General features: G+C 72.9%; 16 protein-coding genes. 8 read left to right on the top strand and 8 right to left on the bottom strand.

The genetic code is table 11. The features are described 5' to 3' along the window. Window positions 1-1,265 (top strand): LamG-like jellyroll fold domain-containing protein (locus ABZY44_RS34185; protein ID WP_356660792.1); only part of this gene is annotated, 1,265 nt, incomplete at its 5' end. 131 nt (window positions 1,266-1,396) lie between these two features. Here the strand turns inward: ABZY44_RS34185 and ABZY44_RS34180 are convergent. Beyond that, a complete protein-coding gene (locus ABZY44_RS34180; RefSeq protein ID WP_356660790.1) occupies window positions 1,397-2,503 on the bottom strand; it encodes a hypothetical protein in 1,107 nt (368 codons plus the stop codon). 103 nt (window positions 2,504-2,606) lie between these two features. Between ABZY44_RS34180 and ABZY44_RS34175 the strand changes: the two genes are divergently transcribed. After that, on the top strand, window positions 2,607-3,764 hold the full coding sequence (locus tag ABZY44_RS34175) for a cystathionine gamma-synthase (RefSeq protein ID WP_356660788.1): 1,158 nt from the start codon (window positions 2,607-2,609) through the stop codon (window positions 3,762-3,764). Between the two features lie 120 nt (window positions 3,765-3,884). Here ABZY44_RS34175 and ABZY44_RS34170 read toward each other — a convergent pair whose 3' ends face one another. From ABZY44_RS34170 to ABZY44_RS34160, 3 genes are read right to left on the bottom strand one after another with little or no spacing between them, the layout of a single operon-like run. Beyond that, window positions 3,885-4,136, bottom strand: a complete 252-nt coding sequence (locus tag ABZY44_RS34170; RefSeq protein WP_356660786.1) for a hypothetical protein — start codon at window positions 4,134-4,136, stop codon at window positions 3,885-3,887. After that, window positions 4,133-4,621: a sigma factor-like helix-turn-helix DNA-binding protein gene (locus ABZY44_RS34165; protein ID WP_356660784.1), complete on the bottom strand. Its 489-nt coding sequence runs from the start codon at window positions 4,619-4,621 to the stop codon at window positions 4,133-4,135. Before ABZY44_RS34165 ends, ABZY44_RS34170 begins: the two co-directional genes overlap by 4 nt. A gap of 57 nt (window positions 4,622-4,678) precedes the next feature. Continuing rightward, window positions 4,679-5,224 carry a MarR family transcriptional regulator gene (locus ABZY44_RS34160; RefSeq protein WP_356660782.1) on the bottom strand — a complete coding sequence of 182 codons (546 nt, stop codon included), beginning with the start codon at window positions 5,222-5,224 and terminating at the stop codon, window positions 4,679-4,681. A gap of 221 nt (window positions 5,225-5,445) precedes the next feature. Between ABZY44_RS34160 and ilvA the strand changes: the two genes are divergently transcribed. The 3 genes from ilvA to ABZY44_RS34145 all read left to right on the top strand — a co-directional run bounded on the left by ilvA (window position 5,446) and on the right by ABZY44_RS34145 (window position 8,749). Continuing rightward, complete coding sequence (gene ilvA, locus ABZY44_RS34155) at window positions 5,446-6,678, top strand: threonine ammonia-lyase (protein ID WP_356660780.1); 1,233 nt, start codon at window positions 5,446-5,448, stop codon at window positions 6,676-6,678. A gap of 194 nt (window positions 6,679-6,872) precedes the next feature. Further along, the gene (locus ABZY44_RS34150) at window positions 6,873-7,895 is read left to right on the top strand and encodes an ATP-binding cassette domain-containing protein (RefSeq protein WP_356660778.1); all 1,023 of its coding nucleotides are present in this window, start codon (window positions 6,873-6,875) and stop codon (window positions 7,893-7,895) included. Next, complete coding sequence (locus tag ABZY44_RS34145; RefSeq protein WP_356660776.1) at window positions 7,892-8,749, top strand: ABC transporter permease; 858 nt, start codon at window positions 7,892-7,894, stop codon at window positions 8,747-8,749. The genes ABZY44_RS34150 and ABZY44_RS34145 overlap by 4 nt, the downstream gene beginning before the upstream one ends. Before the next feature lie 90 nt (window positions 8,750-8,839). On the opposite strand, the gene greA is transcribed toward ABZY44_RS34145, so the two are convergent. Continuing rightward, window positions 8,840-9,337: a transcription elongation factor GreA gene (gene greA, locus ABZY44_RS34140; protein WP_356660774.1), complete on the bottom strand. Its 498-nt coding sequence runs from the start codon at window positions 9,335-9,337 to the stop codon at window positions 8,840-8,842. Between the two features lie 271 nt (window positions 9,338-9,608). Continuing rightward, complete coding sequence (locus ABZY44_RS34135) at window positions 9,609-10,022, bottom strand: DUF4307 domain-containing protein (protein WP_356660772.1); 414 nt, start codon at window positions 10,020-10,022, stop codon at window positions 9,609-9,611. 124 nt (window positions 10,023-10,146) lie between these two features. On the opposite strand from ABZY44_RS34135, the gene mca reads away from it, so the two are divergent. Together mca and ABZY44_RS34125 are read left to right on the top strand one after the other, a co-directional pair. Beyond that, window positions 10,147-11,028: a mycothiol conjugate amidase Mca gene (gene mca, locus ABZY44_RS34130; RefSeq protein WP_356660770.1), complete on the top strand. Its 882-nt coding sequence runs from the start codon at window positions 10,147-10,149 to the stop codon at window positions 11,026-11,028. Between the two features lie 2 nt (window positions 11,029-11,030). Beyond that, complete coding sequence (locus ABZY44_RS34125; protein ID WP_356660768.1) at window positions 11,031-11,255, top strand: hypothetical protein; 225 nt, start codon at window positions 11,031-11,033, stop codon at window positions 11,253-11,255. Between the two features lie 132 nt (window positions 11,256-11,387). Here ABZY44_RS34125 and ABZY44_RS34120 read toward each other — a convergent pair whose 3' ends face one another. Both ABZY44_RS34120 and ABZY44_RS34115 read right to left on the bottom strand, forming a co-directional pair. Further along, complete coding sequence (locus ABZY44_RS34120; RefSeq protein WP_356660766.1) at window positions 11,388-14,720, bottom strand: tetratricopeptide repeat protein; 3,333 nt, start codon at window positions 14,718-14,720, stop codon at window positions 11,388-11,390. A 154-nt stretch (window positions 14,721-14,874) separates the two neighbouring features. Then, window positions 14,875-15,441, bottom strand: a complete 567-nt coding sequence (locus ABZY44_RS34115; RefSeq protein WP_356660764.1) for a Uma2 family endonuclease — start codon at window positions 15,439-15,441, stop codon at window positions 14,875-14,877. A gap of 113 nt (window positions 15,442-15,554) precedes the next feature. Here ABZY44_RS34115 and ABZY44_RS34110 point away from each other — a divergent pair, with 113 nt between their 5' ends. Continuing rightward, window positions 15,555-17,606: a thioredoxin domain-containing protein gene (locus ABZY44_RS34110; RefSeq protein ID WP_356660762.1), complete on the top strand. Its 2,052-nt coding sequence runs from the start codon at window positions 15,555-15,557 to the stop codon at window positions 17,604-17,606. The last annotated feature ends 176 nt before the right edge of the window (window positions 17,607-17,782 follow it).

Raw genomic sequence — 17,782 nt, 5'->3', positions numbered from 1 at the left:
ACCTCAACGGCGACAAGATCCCCGACCTCTGGGCCGTCGACAAGGACCAGCAGCTCGTCTCCTTCAACGGCCTCGGCACCGCCCCCAACGGCACCTCGGTCCTCTACCCCACCGTCACCGGCATCGCCCCCGCCTTCACCCTCCAGGGCAGCCTCAACGCCCCCACCTACCAGTGGAAGCTGAACGCCGTCACGGGCACCAGCACTCCCAGCGCGGGTGGCAACAAGAACCCGGGTACCACCGCGGGCGCCGTCACCTTCCCCACCGAGACCATCGAGGGCCGCAGCACCAAGTACGCGGCGTTCGGCGGCGCCGGGTCCACCATCACCACCACCGGCCCCCCCACCACCGGCCCGGGGGTCGACACCCGCAAGAGCTTCACCGTCTCCCTCTGGGCCAAGCCCGGTTCGACGCCGGGCGGTCCCACGACCGCCATGGTCGTCAGCCAGGACGGCACCCAGAACAGTTCCTTCATGATCTGGGCCGACAAGGCCTCCGGTCAGTGGCACTTCGGCATGGCCAACGCGCAGGGCGGAGCCTGGCCCTTCGACTTCACCACCTTCAGCAGCCAGGCGGCCCGCTGGACCCCTGACACCTGGACCCGCCTGACCGCCGTCTACAACGCCGGCAGCGGGATGATGAGCCTCTACGCCAACGGCGTCCTCGCCAGCAGCGGCTACCACCCGGCGTCCACCAGCCCCGCGCCCAGCGGTCCGATCGTCTTCGGCCGGTACAAGGTCGCCGGCGCCGGCGCCGACGTCCTGAACGGCGGCGTCAGCGACTTCGCCGCCTACAACTACGCGGCCGCGCCGACCGCCCCGTCGGCCGTGGGCCGGATCTCGCTCACCGAGGCGCCGGGCTCCTGCGCCGACAACGACTACGCCCGGACCGACGACGGCAACAAGATCCAGATCGCGGGCTGCAACGGCACCGTCGCCCAGGACTTCTCGGTCCGTGCGGACGGCTCCCTGCGGATCCAGGGCAAGTGCGTGAACGCGGCCAACGCGGGAACGGCCAACACCACGCTGCTCGAACTGCGGACCTGCGGCGGTACGCCGACGCCGGCCCAGACGTTCGTGCCCCGTGCCGACGGCTCGATCTACAACCCGGTCTCCGGCCGGTGCGTGGACCTCGGCAACTACGACCTCACGCCGGGCCGCCAGCTGTGGCTGTACGACTGCAACGGCTCCGCCGCACAGCGCTGGAGCATCACGGCGCTGGCCACCGCGCCGCTTCCGGTCCCCACCCTGGACGCGGCACCCTGACCCACCCGTAACACCTGACAGCACCACGGCATGACGACGGCCGCCCCTCCCTTCCGGGAGGGGCGGCCGTTGCCGTGAAGCCGTTGCCGTGGGCCGTTGCCCGGCCGCTGCCGCGAGTCCGCGGGCCGCCGTCAGTGCGGCAGCGTCGCCGGGGAGCCGCCGTTCGCCTCGTAGCCGGCCACCGCCAGGGCGCGGTAGACCGCGTACGAGGCCGCCGGGTCCGGGTCGGCCGACCAGGGGAGGGCGCCGACGTAGCCGTCGACGTGGCGGACCTGGTCCATCGCCTCCGCCCACCGCTCGCCGCCGACCAGGAACAGCAGCAGCAGGTGCCGTACGTGCGCCAGCATCGGGTCGTCGGAACGCGCGTGGTGGACCGCGTACAGCGCGCCCTCCACCGCCCGCGTCACCGCTGCGCTCTGGTGGAAACTGCGGATCAGGACCACGTCGGGGATGTGCTCGTACAGTGCGAAGAGCGGCAGCGCCGAGAGCAGCGAGCCCTGCGGGGCGCGCGCCGCCGCGTAGTGGGTGAAGGCGTCGGCCTTCTCCCGGGAACCGTGCCACTTCGCGCACCAGTAGTTCAGCGCGGCCAGGTGCGCGCCCATGTGCTGCGGCGCCCGGTCGATGATCTTCGCCCACAGTGCGTCGTACTCGGCCTCCGGGTAGTGCAGCACCCGGGCGACGGCCAGTTCGACGATGTACGGGACCGGGTCGCCGGGGGCCAGCAGCGCGGCCGTGCGGCAGGACTCCCGGGCCTCCTCCGCGATGATCCGGAGGTCGGTGTCGGCCATGCCCTCCGGCCGCCGCGCCATCTGCTGGGCCAGCAGCTCGGCGTGCACCTGTGCGCCGCCCGCGTCCTTCGGCGCCTCCAGCCGCCACGCCTTCAGCCACTGCGCGCCCAGCCCGGGTTCCCGGGCGAGCTCCAGCGCCGCCGAGCCGGCGAAGGCCTGGACGCGCTGCCAGCGCACCTCGCCCTCCGTCGGCGTACCGGCCAGCAACTGGGACGCGGCCTGCCACCGCCCGGTGATCCGCACGTTGTCGAGGGCGTCCATCAGGTCCTGGTCCGGCCCGGGGATCCGGATGTCGAGCTCCTCCTGGAGGGCGAATCCGTAGTCCGCGGGGTCGGCGGCGTCGGGGCTGCCGGGTGCGACCATGCGCAGGCCGCCGCGCTTGCGCCGAATGTACGGTCCGACGGCGGCCAAGAGCAGGCCCATCGCGAGCAGGAACCACAGAATCTCCATGCCCCCCAGCGAACCAGACCCACCCGTACGAACGCCAATACGGGCGGGTCAGCGCGACGGGGGAGAGAGGAGGACGGGGGCCGCCGGGCATTAGCATCGGGCCATGAGCGACGAAAGCCACGAGCACCAGAGCTTCGAGACCCGTGCGATCCACGCGGGCAACACGGCGGACCCGCAGACCGGCGCGGTCGTACCGCCGATCTACCAGGTCTCCACGTACAAGCAGGACGGGGTGGGCGGCCTGCGCGGCGGCTACGAGTACAGCCGCAGCGCCAACCCGACCCGCACCGCGCTGGAGGAGAACCTCGCGGCGCTGGAGGGCGGCCGGCGCGGCCTCGCCTTCGCGTCCGGGCTCGCCGCCGAGGACTGCCTGCTCCGCACGCTGCTCTCCCCGGGCGACCACGTGGTCATCCCGAACGACGCCTACGGCGGCACCTTCCGCCTCTTCGCGAAGGTCGTCTCCCGCTGGGGCGTCGAGTGGTCGGTGGCCGACACCTCCGACGCGGAGTCAGTACGGGCCGCCCTCACCCCGAAGACCAAGGTCATCTGGGTCGAGACGCCCTCCAACCCGCTCCTCGGCATCACCGACATCGCCATGGTCGCCGGCATCGCGCGGTCGGCCGGCGCCAAGCTGGTCGTGGACAACACCTTCGCGTCCCCCTACCTCCAGCAGCCCCTCGCGCTCGGCGCGGACGTGGTCGTGCACTCGCTGACCAAGTACATGGGCGGGCACTCCGACGTCGTGGGCGGCGCGCTCGTCACCGCCGACGCGGCGCTGGGCGAGGAGCTGGCCTACCACCAGAACGCCATGGGCGCGGTGGCCGGCCCCTTCGACTCCTGGATCGTGCTGCGCGGCATCAAGACGCTGGCCGTCCGCATGGACCGGCACGCGGAGAACGCCGCCAAGATCGTCGAGGTGCTCCAGCGCCACCCGAAGGTCACCAAGGTGCTCTACCCGGGCCTGCCCGAGCACCCGGGCCACGAGATCGCCGCCAAGCAGATGCGCAACTTCGGCGGGATGGTCTCCTTCCAGGTCGCCGGCGGCGAGGAGGAGGCCGTCGCGCTCTGCGCCCGCACCAAGATCTTCACGCTGGCCGAGTCCCTGGGCGGCGTGGAGTCCCTCATCGAGCACCCGGGCCGGATGACCCACGCCTCCGTGGCCGGCTCGGCCCTGGAGGTGCCGGCGGACCTGATCCGTGTCTCGGTCGGCATCGAGAACGCGGACGACCTGATCGCGGACCTGACCCAGGCGCTGGGCTAGGCCGAGGCGCGGGCGCGGGCGCCGACACCCGGCGCCCGCTCCCGGGCTTCCCCGCTTCCCGGCGTCCGGGCGACGGGCTCCGGCCGGCGCCCGGTCCCCGGTGCCGTCGGCCGCCGGTGCTCACCCGTCGCGCCACGGCGGGGACGTCCCGCTCGACGGGGTCGCCCACGGGTGGGTCAGCGAAGCCCAGACCACGAAGGCCACCGCGGCCGCGAGGAGCACCGTCCAGCCGATGCGGCGCAGCACCCGGCGCCGCCGCAGCATCCGGTCCCCGCGTGCGGCCGCGCCCGCCGCCAGCCCGGTCGGCACCGTCGGGTACGGCCCCTCCAGGAGTCGTCTGACCTGCACCTCCCTGGGTTCCGGGCGGCTCATGCGGCATCCGCCGCAGCCGGCCCGGCAGCCGCCGGAGCCCCACCGGACGCGGGAGCGCCCCGCAGCTGGGCCACGGACCGGTTGCAGAGCGCCCTCACCCGCTCGGGCGGCAGCCCCAGCTGCGCCGCGGTGACCTCCTCCGCGACCCCCTCGTAGATCCGCAGGACCAGCACGAGGCGCTCGAGCGGACCCAGCCGGGCCAGTACCCCGCTGCCGCCGTGGTGGCGGCGGCCGGTGCGGAGGAAGGCGGCGCACAGCTCCTGGCGGGTGTGGTCGTACGGGTCGTCCCCGCGCAGCCTGCGCCAGTTCGCGTACGTACGGGCCAGCGCGTCCCCGAGGAGGCCGCGCGCGGCGGGAGCGTCGGCCGCCCCGGCCGCGCCCGTGTCGGGCTCGGCCGTGAGAAGGATCGCGACGCGCAGGAGCCGCCCCGCCGCACCAGCGACGAAGGCTTCGAACTCCGCGTAAGGGCCCGGCCCGTGGTCCACAGACCACATAGTGCGGCCGGTGGGACCACCCCGGTCAAGAGGTCGGCAGCACCGGGATCAGGAGGCGGGGCCGGCGGCGGCGCTCGGGTCGGACCCGGCCTCGGACCCGGCCGACATCAGCTCGGACAGCGACACGTTGAAGCGGGTCAGCAGAGCGGTGAACGACTCGCGCTCCTGCGCCTCCCAGCCGTCCGTCACCCGGGCCATCAGCTCGCGCCGCGAGGAGCGGACCTCCTCCAGCCGCGCCAGCCCGCGCGCGGACAGCGCGAGCACCACGGCCCGCCCGTCCTCGGGGTGCGACGTCCGCTTGACCAGGCCGCTGTCGACGAGCGGCGCGACCTGGCGGGTGACGGTCGAGGAGTCGATGCCCATACCGCCGGCGAGCGCCTTGACGCCCATCGGGCCTTCCAGGTCGAGCCGGTTCAGCAGCAGGTACGCGGCCCGGTCCATGGAGTTGCGGGCCTGGCCGACCCCGCCCAGGCGGGTCTGCTCGGCGCGCCGGGCGAAGACCGCCACCTGGTGCTGGAGCGCGTCGAGGAGGCCGGCTTCCGCGGGCGCTTCGGCCGGTGCGGGCAGGTCGGAACTGGCCGAGGTGGAGGGCATGGCCGTGGGCTCTCTTCGCGTGGGGCCGACAAGGATGGGGGACAGAGTACGCGGCCGTGCGGCGGCTCGTACTCCTCGTACGAGAACTGATACGGCCCGTGCGCGACCCCGGGCACGGGCCGTCCCGGACGGCGGGATCCGGCCCCTCGCGGGCGGTCGTCCGCACGGTGCTCCTCCTTGCGTCCCGCGCCGCACGGCGGACCGGCTGCGAGACTGACCGCATGAACTACCGCGTGCCGCAGCCCGTTCCGCAGGTCATCCTCGACGACGTCAGGGGAGCCCAGAAGATGCTCTCCGGCGTGTCCCGGACGACCGCGATGGAGGGCAGCCGGTACCTCTCCTCCCTCATCGGCTCCCCGGTCCACCTCAAGTGCGAGAACCTGCAGCGCACCGGCTCCTTCAAGCTGCGCGGCGCGTACGTGCGCATCGCCGGCCTGCGCCCCGAGCAGCGCGCCGCCGGGGTCGTGGCCGCCAGTGCCGGCAACCACGCCCAGGGCGTCGCCCTGGCCTCCTCGCTCCTCGGGGTCCGCTCGACGGTGTTCATGCCGGTCGGGGCGCCGCTGCCGAAGGTGGCCGCGACCCAGGACTACGGCGCCGAGGTGCGGATGCACGGGCAGGTGGTGGACGAGACCCTCGCCGCCGCCCAGGAGTACGCGGACCGCACCGGGGCGGTGTTCATCCACCCCTTCGACCACCGCGACATCGTCGCGGGACAGGGCACGGTCGGCCTGGAGATCCTGGAGCAGTGCCCGGAGGTGCGCACGATCCTGGTCGGCATCGGCGGCGGAGGGCTCGCGGCGGGCGTCGCCGTCGCGGTGAAGGCGCTGCGGCCCGACGTGCGGGTGATCGGCGTCCAGGCGGCGGGCGCGGCCGCGTACCCGCCCTCGCTGAAGGTCGGGCACCCGGTGTCGATCGACGACCCGGTCACGATGGCCGACGGCATCAAGGTCGGGCGGCCCGGCGACGTCCCCTTCAAAATCATCGGCGAACTGCTCGACGACGTCCGTACCGTGTCGGAGGACGCGCTCTCCAGCGCCCTGCTGCTCTGTCTGGAGCGGGCGAAGATGGTGGTCGAGCCGGCCGGGTGCAGCTCGGTGGCCGCGCTGCTGAGCGAGCCCGAGCGGTACGGCGACGGTCCGGTGGTCGCGGTCCTGTCCGGCGGAAACGTCGATCCGCTGCTCTTGCAGCGGATCCTGCGCCACGGCATGGCGGCGGCCGGCCGCTACCTGTCGCTGCGGCTGCGCGTGGCCGACCGGCCGGGGGCGCTGGCCGGTCTGCTGGGAGTGCTGTCGGCGGTGGACGCCAATGTGCTGGACGTGAGCCACGTACGGACCGATCCGCGGCTCGGGCTCACGGAGGTGGAGGTGGAACTGCACCTGGAGACGAAGGGGCAGGAGCACTGCGCGGAGGTCGCGCGGTCGCTGCACGGCGCGGGGTACAAGGTCATGGGTTAGCCCCGGGACCCGGCCGGTCCGGTCGGATCGCATGCTGTCCCGCACCGCCTGGCGGAACACGATATGACGCGTTACTCTTCGCCCGTTCGGCCGGGTGCCCCCACCCGGCGACCCTAGGATCCGCGCGGATCCGCGCGGATCCGCGCGGAAGAACAACGATTCTGATCGGCTCGATCCGCACTGGGAGAATCCCTATGCCAGGCGCCATCTACGCTGAAGGACTGGTCAAGACCTTCGGGGAGGTACGGGCTCTGGACGGCGTGGACCTCGATGTCCCCGAAGGCACCGTCCTCGGCCTGCTCGGCCCGAACGGGGCGGGCAAGACCACGGCCGTGCGCGTTCTGACCACCCTCCTCCAGCCCGACAGCGGCAAGGCCGTCGTCGCGGGCATCGACGTACTCAAGCACCCCAACGAGGTCCGCCGCTCGATCGGCCTCTCCGGCCAGTTCGCCGCCGTGGACGAATACCTGACCGGCCGCGAGAACCTCCAGATGGTCGGCCGGCTCTACCAGATGAGCGCCAAGGCCGCGAAGGTCCGCGCGGCCGAACTCCTGGAGCGGTTCAGCCTCGGCGACGCCGCCGACCGCACCGCCAAGACGTACTCCGGCGGCATGCGCCGGCGCCTCGACCTCGCGGCGGCCCTCGTCGTCAGCCCGCCCGTGATGTTCATGGACGAGCCCACCACCGGCCTCGACCCCCGCAACCGCCAGGCGCTGTGGGGCATCATCCAGGAGCTCGTCGCGGGCGGCACCACCCTGCTGCTCACCACGCAGTACCTGGAGGAGGCCGACCACCTCGCGCACGACATCTGCGTGGTCGACCAGGGCAAGGTCATCGCGCGGGGCACCTCCGACGAGCTCAAGGCCCGGACGGGCGGCGAGTGCGTGGAGGTGGTCGTGCACGAGCGCGGCCACATGGCGGGCGCCCGCGAGGTCCTCGCCGGCTTCGGCAAGGGCGAGGCCACCGTCGAGGAGCACACCCGCAAGCTGACCGTGCCGGTCTCCGGCGGCGCCAAGCTGCTCGCGGAGGTCATCCGCGAGCTGGACGGGCGCGGCATCGAGATCGACGACATCGGTCTGCGCCGCCCCACCCTGGACGACGTGTTCATCTCCCTCACCGGCCACGCGGCGCAGCTCGCGGACGCGGAGGCCGACGACGCGGCGCCCGCCGCCGACGCCAAGGCCGGCCGCAAGGCCCGTAAGGAGAAGGCCGCATGACCCTCACGGCAGCGACCCCGAACCCGTTGGCGCCCCGCCCGCGCGGCGGGCTCGTCCAGGGAGCCAAGGACTCCCTGGTCATCGCCAAGCGGAACCTGATCCGCATGTCCAGGATCCCCGAGATGATCATCTTCGGCGTGATCCAGCCGGTGATGTTCGTCGTCCTGTTCAGCTACGTCTTCGGCGGGTCCATATCCGTCGGCGGCAGCACCTCGCCCGCCGCCTACCGCGAGTTCCTGATGGCGGGCATCTTCGCCCAGACCGTCACCTTCGCCACGGCCGGCGCGGGCGCGGGCATCGCGGACGACATGCACAAGGGCCTCATCGACCGCTTCCGCTCCCTGCCCATGGCCCGCGGTGCGGTCCTGACCGGCCGCACCCTCGCCGACCTCGTCCAGACCAGCCTCACGCTCGTCGTCCTGGCGATCGTGGCGCTGCTCGTCGGCTGGCGCACCCACACCAGCGCCGGCGAGGTCCTCGGCGGCTTCGCCCTGCTGCTCCTGCTCGGGTACGCGTTCTCCTGGATCGGGGCCCTGATCGGCCTGTCGGTGCGCACCCCGGAGGCGGCCACCTCGGGCGGGCTGATCTGGCTCTTCCCGCTGACGTTCATCTCGAACGCCTTCGTTCCCTCCGACAACATGCCGACGTTCCTGCGGCACATCGCGGAGTGGAACCCCTTCAGCGCCACCGTCCAGGCGGCCCGGCAGCTCTTCGGCAACCTTCCGGAGGGCTACCCGACCCCGGCGGCGTGGCCGATGCAGCACCCGGTCACCGCGTCGATCATCTGGTCGGTGCTGATCATCGTGGCCTTCCGCACCCTGGCGGTGCGCAAGTACCGCTCCGCGACGGCGTAGGGCGACGGCTCCGGGCCCCGTTCCCGCCCGGGGAAGCACTTCGCCCCGCCGGGCCGAGGCCCGGCGGGGCGAATTCCACGAAGGGGGTGATCAGCCGGTGAAGGGCTTGACGTCCAAGATCCTGACGGAGGCGTGCTTGCCGTTGGGCAGCTCGTACTGGGCGTCCTCGCCGATCTTCTTGCCCATCACGCCGGTGCCCAGCGGGGACTGCGGGGAGTACGTCTCGAAGTCCGAGGACGCGTACTCGCGCGAGGCCAGCAGGAACTCCATGGTGTCGTTCTCGTCGCCGTCGAAGGCGATCTTGACGAGGGTGCCGGGGGCCACCTCGCCCTCGGCGGCGGGGGCCGTGCCGACCTTGGCCTTCTCCAGGAGCTGCGTGAGCTGGCGGATGCGGAGCTCCTGCTTGCCCTGCTCCTCCTTGGCCGCGTGGTAACCGCCGTTCTCGCGGAGGTCACCTTCCTCGCGCGCAGCGGCGATCTTGATCGTGATCTCCGTGCGTGCGGGACCAGAGAGGTAATCCAGCTCGGCCCTCAGCTGGTCGTACGCCGCCTGGGTCAGCCAGGTGACGCTCTCGCTCGTCTGGGTCACGGGTGCTCCTCGTCGGTACAGGGGACTACAAAGCCGCCAGCGGCGGACGAAACCACGAGCCTAACAATTCGGGAGGAGAAGGGGGAGGACACAGGGCGTGTGAAGTGCGTCGGGGCCCGGTGACGAAGCCGGAGGAACCGGACTCTGCGGAACGAGTGGTTCCGCTGCGGCCCGGCGTGTTGCCCGTCGTGAGCGGTGCGTCCGGCCCCCGGTTCCAGGTCCGGCCCCGGTTTCAGGTCCGGCCTCCGGTTCCAGGTCCGGCCGTCCGGTTTCAGTTCGCGGAGCCGGCCGGGCGGCAGCCGATCAGCTCGATCATCGTGGCCCGGCCGGTCGTCTTCAGCGTGACGACCTCGTCCACGCGCTCGTCGTCCTGCGCGAACGTGAAGTCGGCGCGGCCCACCTCGCCGTGCTCCTCGTCCTGCGAGCTCAGCGTGCACACCCCGGTGACCGAGGCCTCCTTGCGCACCTCCAGGTGCACGTCGACCGCGGTGTCGGAGACCACCTTGAACTTGATGACCTCGGCGCTGACGCTGTGCCCGGCGACGTAGCCCCAGCCGATCCAGCCGACCACCCCGAGCAGTCCGGCCCCCAGGACCGAGCCCACGATCTTGAGCCCGCGGTCCGCACGCTCGTCCGCCGACCGGCCGTAGCGGCCCTCGGGCAGTCCTTCGCGCACCGCGCTCATCGCTCGTTCCCTTCGAGGTGGGTGGACACCGTCGCGTTCCGGGGCGACCCCCCGGAATTTTTCCACCCCCCGATTCGGTCACTATAGAAGGCGCCCGCCCTGACGACTCAAAGAGGATCCTGTCTTGACCGAGCAGCTTCGACTGATGGCCGTCCACGCCCACCCCGACGACGAGTCGAGCAAGGGCGCGGCCACCATGGCCAAGTACGTGTCCGAGGGGGTGGCCGTACTGGTGGTGACCTGCACCGGTGGCGAGCGCGGTTCCGTCCTGAATCCCAAGCTCCAGGGCGACAAGTACATCGAGGAGAACATCCACGAGGTCCGGGCCAAGGAGATGGACGAGGCCCGCGAGATCCTCGGCGTCGACCAGGAGTGGCTGGGATACGTCGACTCCGGACTGCCCGAGGGCGACCCGCTGCCGCCGCTGCCCGACGGCTGCTTCGCCCTGGCCGACCTCGACGAGGCCGCCGGCGTCCTGGTGAAGAAGATCCGCGCCTTCCGGCCGCACGTCGTCACCACGTACGACGAGAACGGCGGCTACCCGCACCCCGACCACATCATGACCCACAAGATCTCGATGGTGGCCTTCGAGCACGCGGCCGACACCGAGAAGTACCCGGAGGCCGAGTTCGGCCCGGCCTACCAGCCGCAGAAGCTCTACTACAACCAGGGCTTCAACAAGCCGCGCACCGTCGCCCTCCACGAGGCGCTCCTCTCGCGCGGCCTGGACTCCCCGTACGGGGAGTGGCTGGAGCGGTGGAAGGAGTTCCAGCGCGCGGAGCGGACCCTCACCACGCACGTGCCCTGCGCCGACTTCTTCGAGATCCGCGACAAGGCGCTCATCGCGCACGCCACGCAGATCGACCCGGACGGCGGCTGGTTCACCGTGCCCATGGAGATCCAGAAGGAGGTCTGGCCGACCGAGGAGTACGAGCTCGCGAAGTCCCTCGTGGACACTTCCCTCCCCGAGTCCGACCTCTTCGCGGGCATCCGGGAGAATGCGTAGCTATGAGCGCTACGCAGGCAGCAATCGCCCAGCTCCTTCCGCTGGCCGGCGACACCTTCGACAAGAACAAGGTGACCCCGGGACTCCTGGGATTCATCGTGTTCGCCGCCCTCGCCCTCGGGGTGTGGGGCCTGATGAAGTCCATGAGCCGGCACATGGGCCGCGTCGACTTCAAGGAAGCCCCCGAGCCCGCCCCGGCCGCCGCGGACGGCACCGGGGCCCCGTAGGCACGGCCCTTCGCGCGACCGCCGCCCCGCCCGTCGAACGACGGGGCGGCGGAACTTCCGCGTGCGCGCTGGCGCCGGTGCGCGCGGCGCCGAGGTGCGGGCGGCGCCCCGGGGCCGGGGAGCGCCCGCTCGTCACCCCTCGGGCAGCGGCACCGGGATGCCCATGATTTCCCGCGAGTGCAGATTCGGCACCAGCGACAGCCGCCAGGCCTGCCAGCCCTCCGAGGGGTCCACGCCGCGGGCGAGGACCACGGCGTAGGTGTCCAGGCAGTCCTCGAGCCGGCCGTCCCGCATCGGGTGGGGGGCGGCGGAGAGCCGGGCCAGTTCCGTGCGCGCCTCGTCGGGCGCGGCGGGAAGGGCGTAGGGCAGGAGCGTGCAGCGCAGGAAACGCGCCCAGTCCTCGCCGCGGCGGTCCCCGTAGGAGATGAACAGCCGCACCGCTTCCTCGCACAGGTCGAGGGCCTGCGCGATGCGCGCGTTGCCCGCGTCGACGATGGCGAGCTCCACGCAGGTCCACGCCTCCCCGTGCGCCAGACCGATGCGCCGGAAGTCCGCCCGGGCGTCCACCAGGAGCTGGCGGGCGAAGCCGGAGTTCCTCAGGTTCCCGGTCTGGGCCGCGCGCTGGTCGCGCGTCACCCGGCCCGAGTGGTGGCGGGCATGGGCCAGCCCGTACACGTCCCGCATCCGGGAGAACATCGTGCGGGCCCGCTCCAGCTCCCGCACCGCCCGGTCCCGCTCCCCGGCCTCCTCCAGGGCCTGGCCGAGGTAGTACAGCGTCCACGCCTCGCCGCGGGCGTCCTCGGACGCCCGGTGGCGTGCCAGCGCGTCGCGCAGCCGCTCCAGGGCCGGCCCCGGGTCCCCCGCGACCACCCGCGCCCGGCCCAGCTGCGTCAGCGCCCACGCCTCACCCCGGTCGTCGCGCGTGCGCCCGTACAGCTCCAGGGCGAGGCTCAGCTCCACCTCCGCGCGCACCACCTCGCCCAGGCGCAGGAACACCTGTCCGAGCTGGAGGTGCGCCCAGGCCTCACCGTGCACGCTCTCGCTCTCCCGGTGCAGGGCGAGGGACTCGCGCAGCAGCCGCAGCGCCTCCGCGAGGTGCGTGCGGTCGCGCTCGACCGCGGCGAGCGCGTGCAGACCCCACGCGCGGTCGCCCGCCAGCTCCTCCGGAGCCTGGAGCACGAGCGCCTCGCGGATGCGGGCCGCGGCCTCCGGGAGGTTGCCCTGGTGGTGCAGGGTGATGCCGAGCGACACCAGCGCCATGCCCGCGCCCGCCTCCTGGTGCGCCTCCATGTACTGGTCCACCACCGACGTCAGCGTGGTGCGGGCCTTGTCCAGCTCACCGAGCTGACGGGCCGCGATGCCCGTGCGCCACTGCACCGAGCGGACCAGCAGCCCCTGGTCGACCGCCTGGGTGAGTTCGTTGATCTCGCCCAGCCGGTACAGGTCACCGCGCAGCAGGCAGAAGTCGCAGAGCGCGCCCAGCAGGTCGAGGACCGCCTGCTGGTCCACGCCCTCGGTGTGGCGCAGCGCCGCCGTGATGAAGCTCGACTCGTCGTCCAGCCAGCGCAGTGCCGCGTCGAGGGAGACGAAGCCGTGCCCGCCGACCGTGCTCGTCCTGGACAGGGCGTTCGCGCGCGTGGACATCTTCCCGTCGACCATCCGGATCACCGAGTCGGCGAGCTGCGCGTACGTGCGGATCAGCCGCTCGTGCGCGGCCGCGGCCCCGGCCCGGTCCTCGTCGCGCGCGAGGCGTCCGGCCGCGTACGCGCGCACCGCGTCGTGCATCCGGAACCGGTCGGCGCGCACGTGGTCCAGCAGCCCCCCGCGCGCCAGCTCCCGCAGCAGCCGCCCGGCCTCCACCTGGTCGGCGTCGATCAACGCCGCCGCGGCCGCCGCACCGAGCGAGGCCCGCCCGGCCAGCGTGAGCCGGCGCAGCAGCCGGCGACGCTCCTCGGGCAGGGCCGCGTAGGCCAGATCGAGGGCGGCCTCCAGCGAGCCTCCGGGGGCGTCCGGGGCGTCCGGGGCGTCCGGGGCGGCCAGGGCGGCCGGAGGGGTGTCCGGGGTTTCCGGGGCGGCCGGGGCGACCCGAGGGGTTTCCGGGGTGTCCCGGGAGGTGTCCAGGGCGACCCGCGCGTTCCCGAGGGGCGCCAGGACGCGCAGCGCGAGCGGCAGGCCGGCGCCCAGCGGGAGCAGCCCTCCTGCGGCCTGCTCGCCGTTCGGGACCTCGTACGCGGCGGCCACCGCCTCCACCAGCTCGGCGGCCGCCTCCCCCGCGAGCCGGGCCACCGGCAGCTGGTACACCCAGGCCGCCAGGTCCCCAGGCAGGTCCAGCGGCTCCCGCGCCGTGACCAGGACCAGGCTCTCGGAGCGCTCCGGCACCAGCATCCGCACCTGGGCGGTGTCCACGGCATCGTCCAGGACGACCGTCACCGGCGTGCCCTGCAAGTGCAGGTGGTACAACTCGCCGAGCCTGCGCACCTGCTGGTCGGCCGAGGAACCCTCCCGGAACAGCAGCTGCTCGCGCGGCGCACCCAGCCGGTTCATCAGGTGCAGCAGTGCCTCCCGCGTCGGCAGCGGGCTCTCGGTCGCACCACCGCCGCGCAGGTCCACCACGCAGGCGCCCCGGAACTGGTCCCGCAGCGCGTGCGCCGCGCGCAGTGCCAGCGTGGTCCGGCCCACCCCGGGCTCACCGTGCAGCACCACGACCACCGGACGGGTCTCGGTACTGGCCCGGGCGCTGCGCACCCACTGCGCGATCCGCTCCAGCTCCGCCTTCCGCCCCACGAACACGTCGTCCAGCAGCGGAAGTTGTCCGAAGGACTGCTCCAGCATGCTCCGCCGGCGGGCCTCGGCACTGCGGTTGGCCCCGATCAGCTGGGGCCGCCCGCCGTTGGCGTTCCCGTTCACCTTCTGCGCGGAGCGGGCGGCGACGGCCACCTTGCGCTGCTGCTCCAGGAACGGCCGGACCCCCCGCACCTCCAGCGCCGACAGCCACTGGAGCTTCAGCTGTTCCGTCCCGCCGGGCCGCCCCAGCTCCCCGGCCCGCCGGTTCGCGGCCGGCAGGTGCAGGGCCGTCACCTTGGCCACGGTCGCCGTCGCCCCGGCCACGCCGACCACGGCGCCGGCGGTCAGCGCGGTGCCGGCCGCCACGCCGAAGGCCAGGTCGGCACCGACGGCCGAAGCCGCCGCGACCGCCGTCACCAGCAGGGCCGTCGAGAGGTTCGCGCGCCGGAAGGCCTCGCCGAGCGATGCGTCGCCGCTCGCCGCCTCGTCCAGGGCGCTCACGTACGCCCCGTACTCCTCGGCCGCGCTCGCCGCGAACGAGTCCAGCGCCTCCCTGCCCCGCGCGAGCAGTGCCGCCTTGGCCTCGGCAGTCCCGGCCGCGCCACCGGCGCCCCGCCGGGCCTCGTCGTCCACGGCCCGCTCCAGCAGCCGTTCGGCCTCGCCGCGATGGCTGTCACGCATCGGCATCCCCCTCAGAGAGCTCCGGCACCGTGCCCAAGTGTCCGTCGGGACGGTCGGGAGTGCGAGGAATCTGAGCTAGTTCAGAGGGAGTTGGAGCGCGAACGGTCGCGCACGGCCAGCTGCGCGGCCCCCGCTCCCCGAAGGGGGCCTCCGGTCAGACGGCTCCCAGATCGGCGGTGACGGGGAAGGGGGCGGCAGCTTTGATCACGCCGGTGAACACCTCGCCGTCCCTGTACACCGTGGTCGCGGGGTCGAGGACGTAGGTGTAGACGATCGGGACACCGGTGGCGGCCTGTTCGACGCGCCAGTAGAAGGGGATGCCGGCCTTGGCGTACTGGTCCACCTTCACGATCCGGTCAGTGGTCTCCGAACCGGGCGACACCACCTCGACGACCAGGAGTACGTGCTCGGGGCGGGTGGGCGTGAGGTCGATGGTCTCCGCCCGGTAGACGATGACGTTCGGACGGCGATTGGTGAGCGGAACATCCTGCAGGCGGACGTCGAAGTCCGTGTCCGCGTTCCAGTCCGGGCCCGCGGCGGCGTCCAAGGCATTGGCCAGGACCCGGGCCAGCCGGTTGTGCCGCTTGGAGGCGCTCGGGCTCACGACGACCATCCCGTCCACGATCTCGATGCCGGCGCACTGCTCCTCGGACCAGGAGTCGTACTGCTCCGCGCTGATCTGTGAATGCATCCACGCGGGCGCCACCATCTCGGCGGCCATGGCGTACCTCCTTCGATGAGCCTCGGCAGGTCCGGCGCTGCTGCGGTCAGCCTACTGTTCCGGGGTGTCGAGCCGCCCGAGGTCGCGCCAGGCGCTGTGAGAGGCTGGTTCGTATGAACCGGTTGGCTGGTGTGACCTCGCCGTATCTGCTTCAGCACGCGGACAATCCCGTCGACTGGTGGCCCTGGTCACCGGAGGCTTTCGACGAGGCGCGGCGCCGCAACGTGCCTGTTCTGCTGTCGGTCGGATACTCCGCCTGTCACTGGTGTCACGTCATGGCCCACGAGTCCTTCGAGGACGAACCGACCGCCGTGTACATGAACGAACACTTCGTCAACATCAAGGTGGACCGCGAAGAGCGCCCCGACATCGACGCCGTCTACATGGAGGCCGTGCAGGCCGCCACCGGGCAGGGCGGATGGCCGATGACGGTGTTCATGAACGCCGAAGCCGAGCCGTTCTACTTCGGCACCTACTTCCCGCCCGAGCCCCGGCACGGCATGCCCTCCTTCACACAGGTGCTCGAAGGCGTGCGGACCGCGTGGACCGGGCGGCCCGAGGAGGTCGCCGAGGTCGCGCGGCGGATCGTACGGGACCTCGCGGGCCGGCAGCTGGACTACGGGAAGGCCGGCACGCCCGGGCCCGAGGAGCTCGCGCAGGCCCTGCTCGGGCTGACGCGGGAGTACGACGAGAGCCGGGGCGGCTTCGGCGGGGCGCCGAAGTTCCCGCCGTCCATGGTGCTGGAGTTCCTGCTGCGCCACCATGCCCGCACCGGTTCGCAGGGGGCCCTGCAGATGGCCGCCGACACCTGCGAGGCCATGGCCCGGGGCGGGATCTACGACCAGATCGGGGGCGGGTTCGCGCGCTACTCCGTGGACCGGGAGTGGGTCGTACCGCACTTCGAGAAGATGCTGTACGACAATGCGCTGCTCTGCCGCGTGTACGCGCACCTGTGGCGGGCCACCGGATCGGAGCTCGCGCGGCGGGTGGCCGTCGAGACCGCCGACTTCATGGTCCGTGAGCTGCGCACCGGCGAGGGCGGCTTCGCCTCCGCGCTCGACGCCGACAGCGAGGACCCCGTCACCGGCGCGCACGTCGAGGGCGCCTACTACGCCTGGACCCCGCAGGAGCTCCGGCAGGTGCTGGGGGAGCGGGACGGGGAGCTCGCCGCCGCCTGGTTCGGGGTGACGGAGGAAGGGACCTTCGAGCACGGGAAGTCCGTGCTGCAACTGCCGCCGGGCGGAGCCGGCCTCGACGCGCGGCAGGTCGCGGACATCAGGGCCAGGCTGCTCGCCGCCCGCGGCGGGCGGCCCGCGCCCGGCCGGGACGACAAGGTCGTCGCCGCCTGGAACGGGCTGGCCGTCGCCGCCCTCGCCGAGTGCGGGGCCTACTTCGACCGGCCGGACCTGATCGAGCGGGCCACCGAGGCCGCCGATCTGCTCGTGCGCGTGCACCTGGACGGACGGGCGCGGCTCGCGCGCACGAGCCGCGACGGGAAGGCCGGCCCCCACGCCGGGGTGCTGGAGGACTACGGGGACGTCGCGGAGGGGTTCCTCACCCTGGCCGCCGTCACCGGGGAAGGGGTCTGGCTGGAGTTCGCCGGACTCCTCGTCGATCTGGTCATGGCCCGGTTCACCGCCGAGGACGGATCGCTGTACGACACCGCGCACGACGCGGAGCGGCTCATCCGCAGGCCCCAGGATCCGACCGACACCGCCGCGCCCTCCGGGTGGACGGCCGCCGCCGGCGCGCTGCTCTCGTACGCCGCGCACACCGGTTCGGAGCCCCACCGCACGGCGGCCGAGCGGGCGCTCGCCGTGGTGCACGCCCTCGGCCCGCGCGCTCCGCGCTTCATCGGGCACGGACTGGCGGTCGCCGAGGCGCTCGTCGACGGTCCGCGCGAGGTGGCGGTCGTCGGGCATCCGGAGGATCCGGCGCGGGCGGAGCTGCACCGGGTCGCGCTGCTGGGGACGGCCCCCGGTGCGGTCGTGGCGACGGGCCTGCCGCGGGCGGCGGACGGCAGCGGCGGCGAGTTCCCGCTGCTGGCCGACCGGACCCTGGTGGGCGGCGTTCCCGCGGCGTACGTGTGCCGGCACTTCGTCTGCGCGCGGCCGACGTCGGATCCGGGCGAACTGGCGGAGCAGCTGGGGGCGGTCCGCCCCTGAGCGTCGGGCGGCGGCGGGCGGCTAGTGCCGCGTCAGGCAACGTTCGCCCCGTCGCGCAAACGCTGCCTGACGCGGCACCGGCTAGTGTTCTGAGTCTTGAGTTCTGTTCAGATGTGTAGGCTTAGCCTATGGCTCGGATGGGGCGGCCGAAGGCCGAGTTGACGCTGTCGGACGAG

It is taken from the genome of Streptomyces sp. NPDC006544 (assembly GCF_040611715.1).
In the GTDB taxonomy this organism is placed as follows: domain Bacteria; phylum Actinomycetota; class Actinomycetes; order Streptomycetales; family Streptomycetaceae; genus Streptomyces.
This window is presented reverse-complemented; position numbering and strand designations above follow the sequence as displayed.

Coding starts and splice junctions, on each gene's coding strand:
- ABZY44_RS34180 (WP_356660790.1), bottom strand. CDS start 2,503: ATGGAGATTCTGTGGTTCCTGCTCGCGATGGGCCTGCTCTTGGCCGCC.
- ABZY44_RS34175 (WP_356660788.1), top strand. CDS start 2,607: ATGAGCGACGAAAGCCACGAGCACCAGAGCTTCGAGACCCGTGCGATC.
- ABZY44_RS34170 (WP_356660786.1), bottom strand. CDS start 4,136: ATGAGCCGCCCGGAACCCAGGGAGGTGCAGGTCAGACGACTCCTGGAG.
- ABZY44_RS34160 (WP_356660782.1), bottom strand. CDS start 5,224: ATGCCCTCCACCTCGGCCAGTTCCGACCTGCCCGCACCGGCCGAAGCG.
- ilvA (WP_356660780.1), top strand. CDS start 5,446: ATGAACTACCGCGTGCCGCAGCCCGTTCCGCAGGTCATCCTCGACGAC.
- ABZY44_RS34150 (WP_356660778.1), top strand. CDS start 6,873: ATGCCAGGCGCCATCTACGCTGAAGGACTGGTCAAGACCTTCGGGGAG.
- ABZY44_RS34145 (WP_356660776.1), top strand. CDS start 7,892: ATGACCCTCACGGCAGCGACCCCGAACCCGTTGGCGCCCCGCCCGCGC.
- ABZY44_RS34135 (WP_356660772.1), bottom strand. CDS start 10,022: ATGAGCGCGGTGCGCGAAGGACTGCCCGAGGGCCGCTACGGCCGGTCG.
- ABZY44_RS34125 (WP_356660768.1), top strand. CDS start 11,031: ATGAGCGCTACGCAGGCAGCAATCGCCCAGCTCCTTCCGCTGGCCGGC.
- ABZY44_RS34120 (WP_356660766.1), bottom strand. CDS start 14,720: ATGCGTGACAGCCATCGCGGCGAGGCCGAACGGCTGCTGGAGCGGGCC.
- ABZY44_RS34115 (WP_356660764.1), bottom strand. CDS start 15,441: ATGGCCGCCGAGATGGTGGCGCCCGCGTGGATGCATTCACAGATCAGC.
- ABZY44_RS34110 (WP_356660762.1), top strand. CDS start 15,555: ATGAACCGGTTGGCTGGTGTGACCTCGCCGTATCTGCTTCAGCACGCG.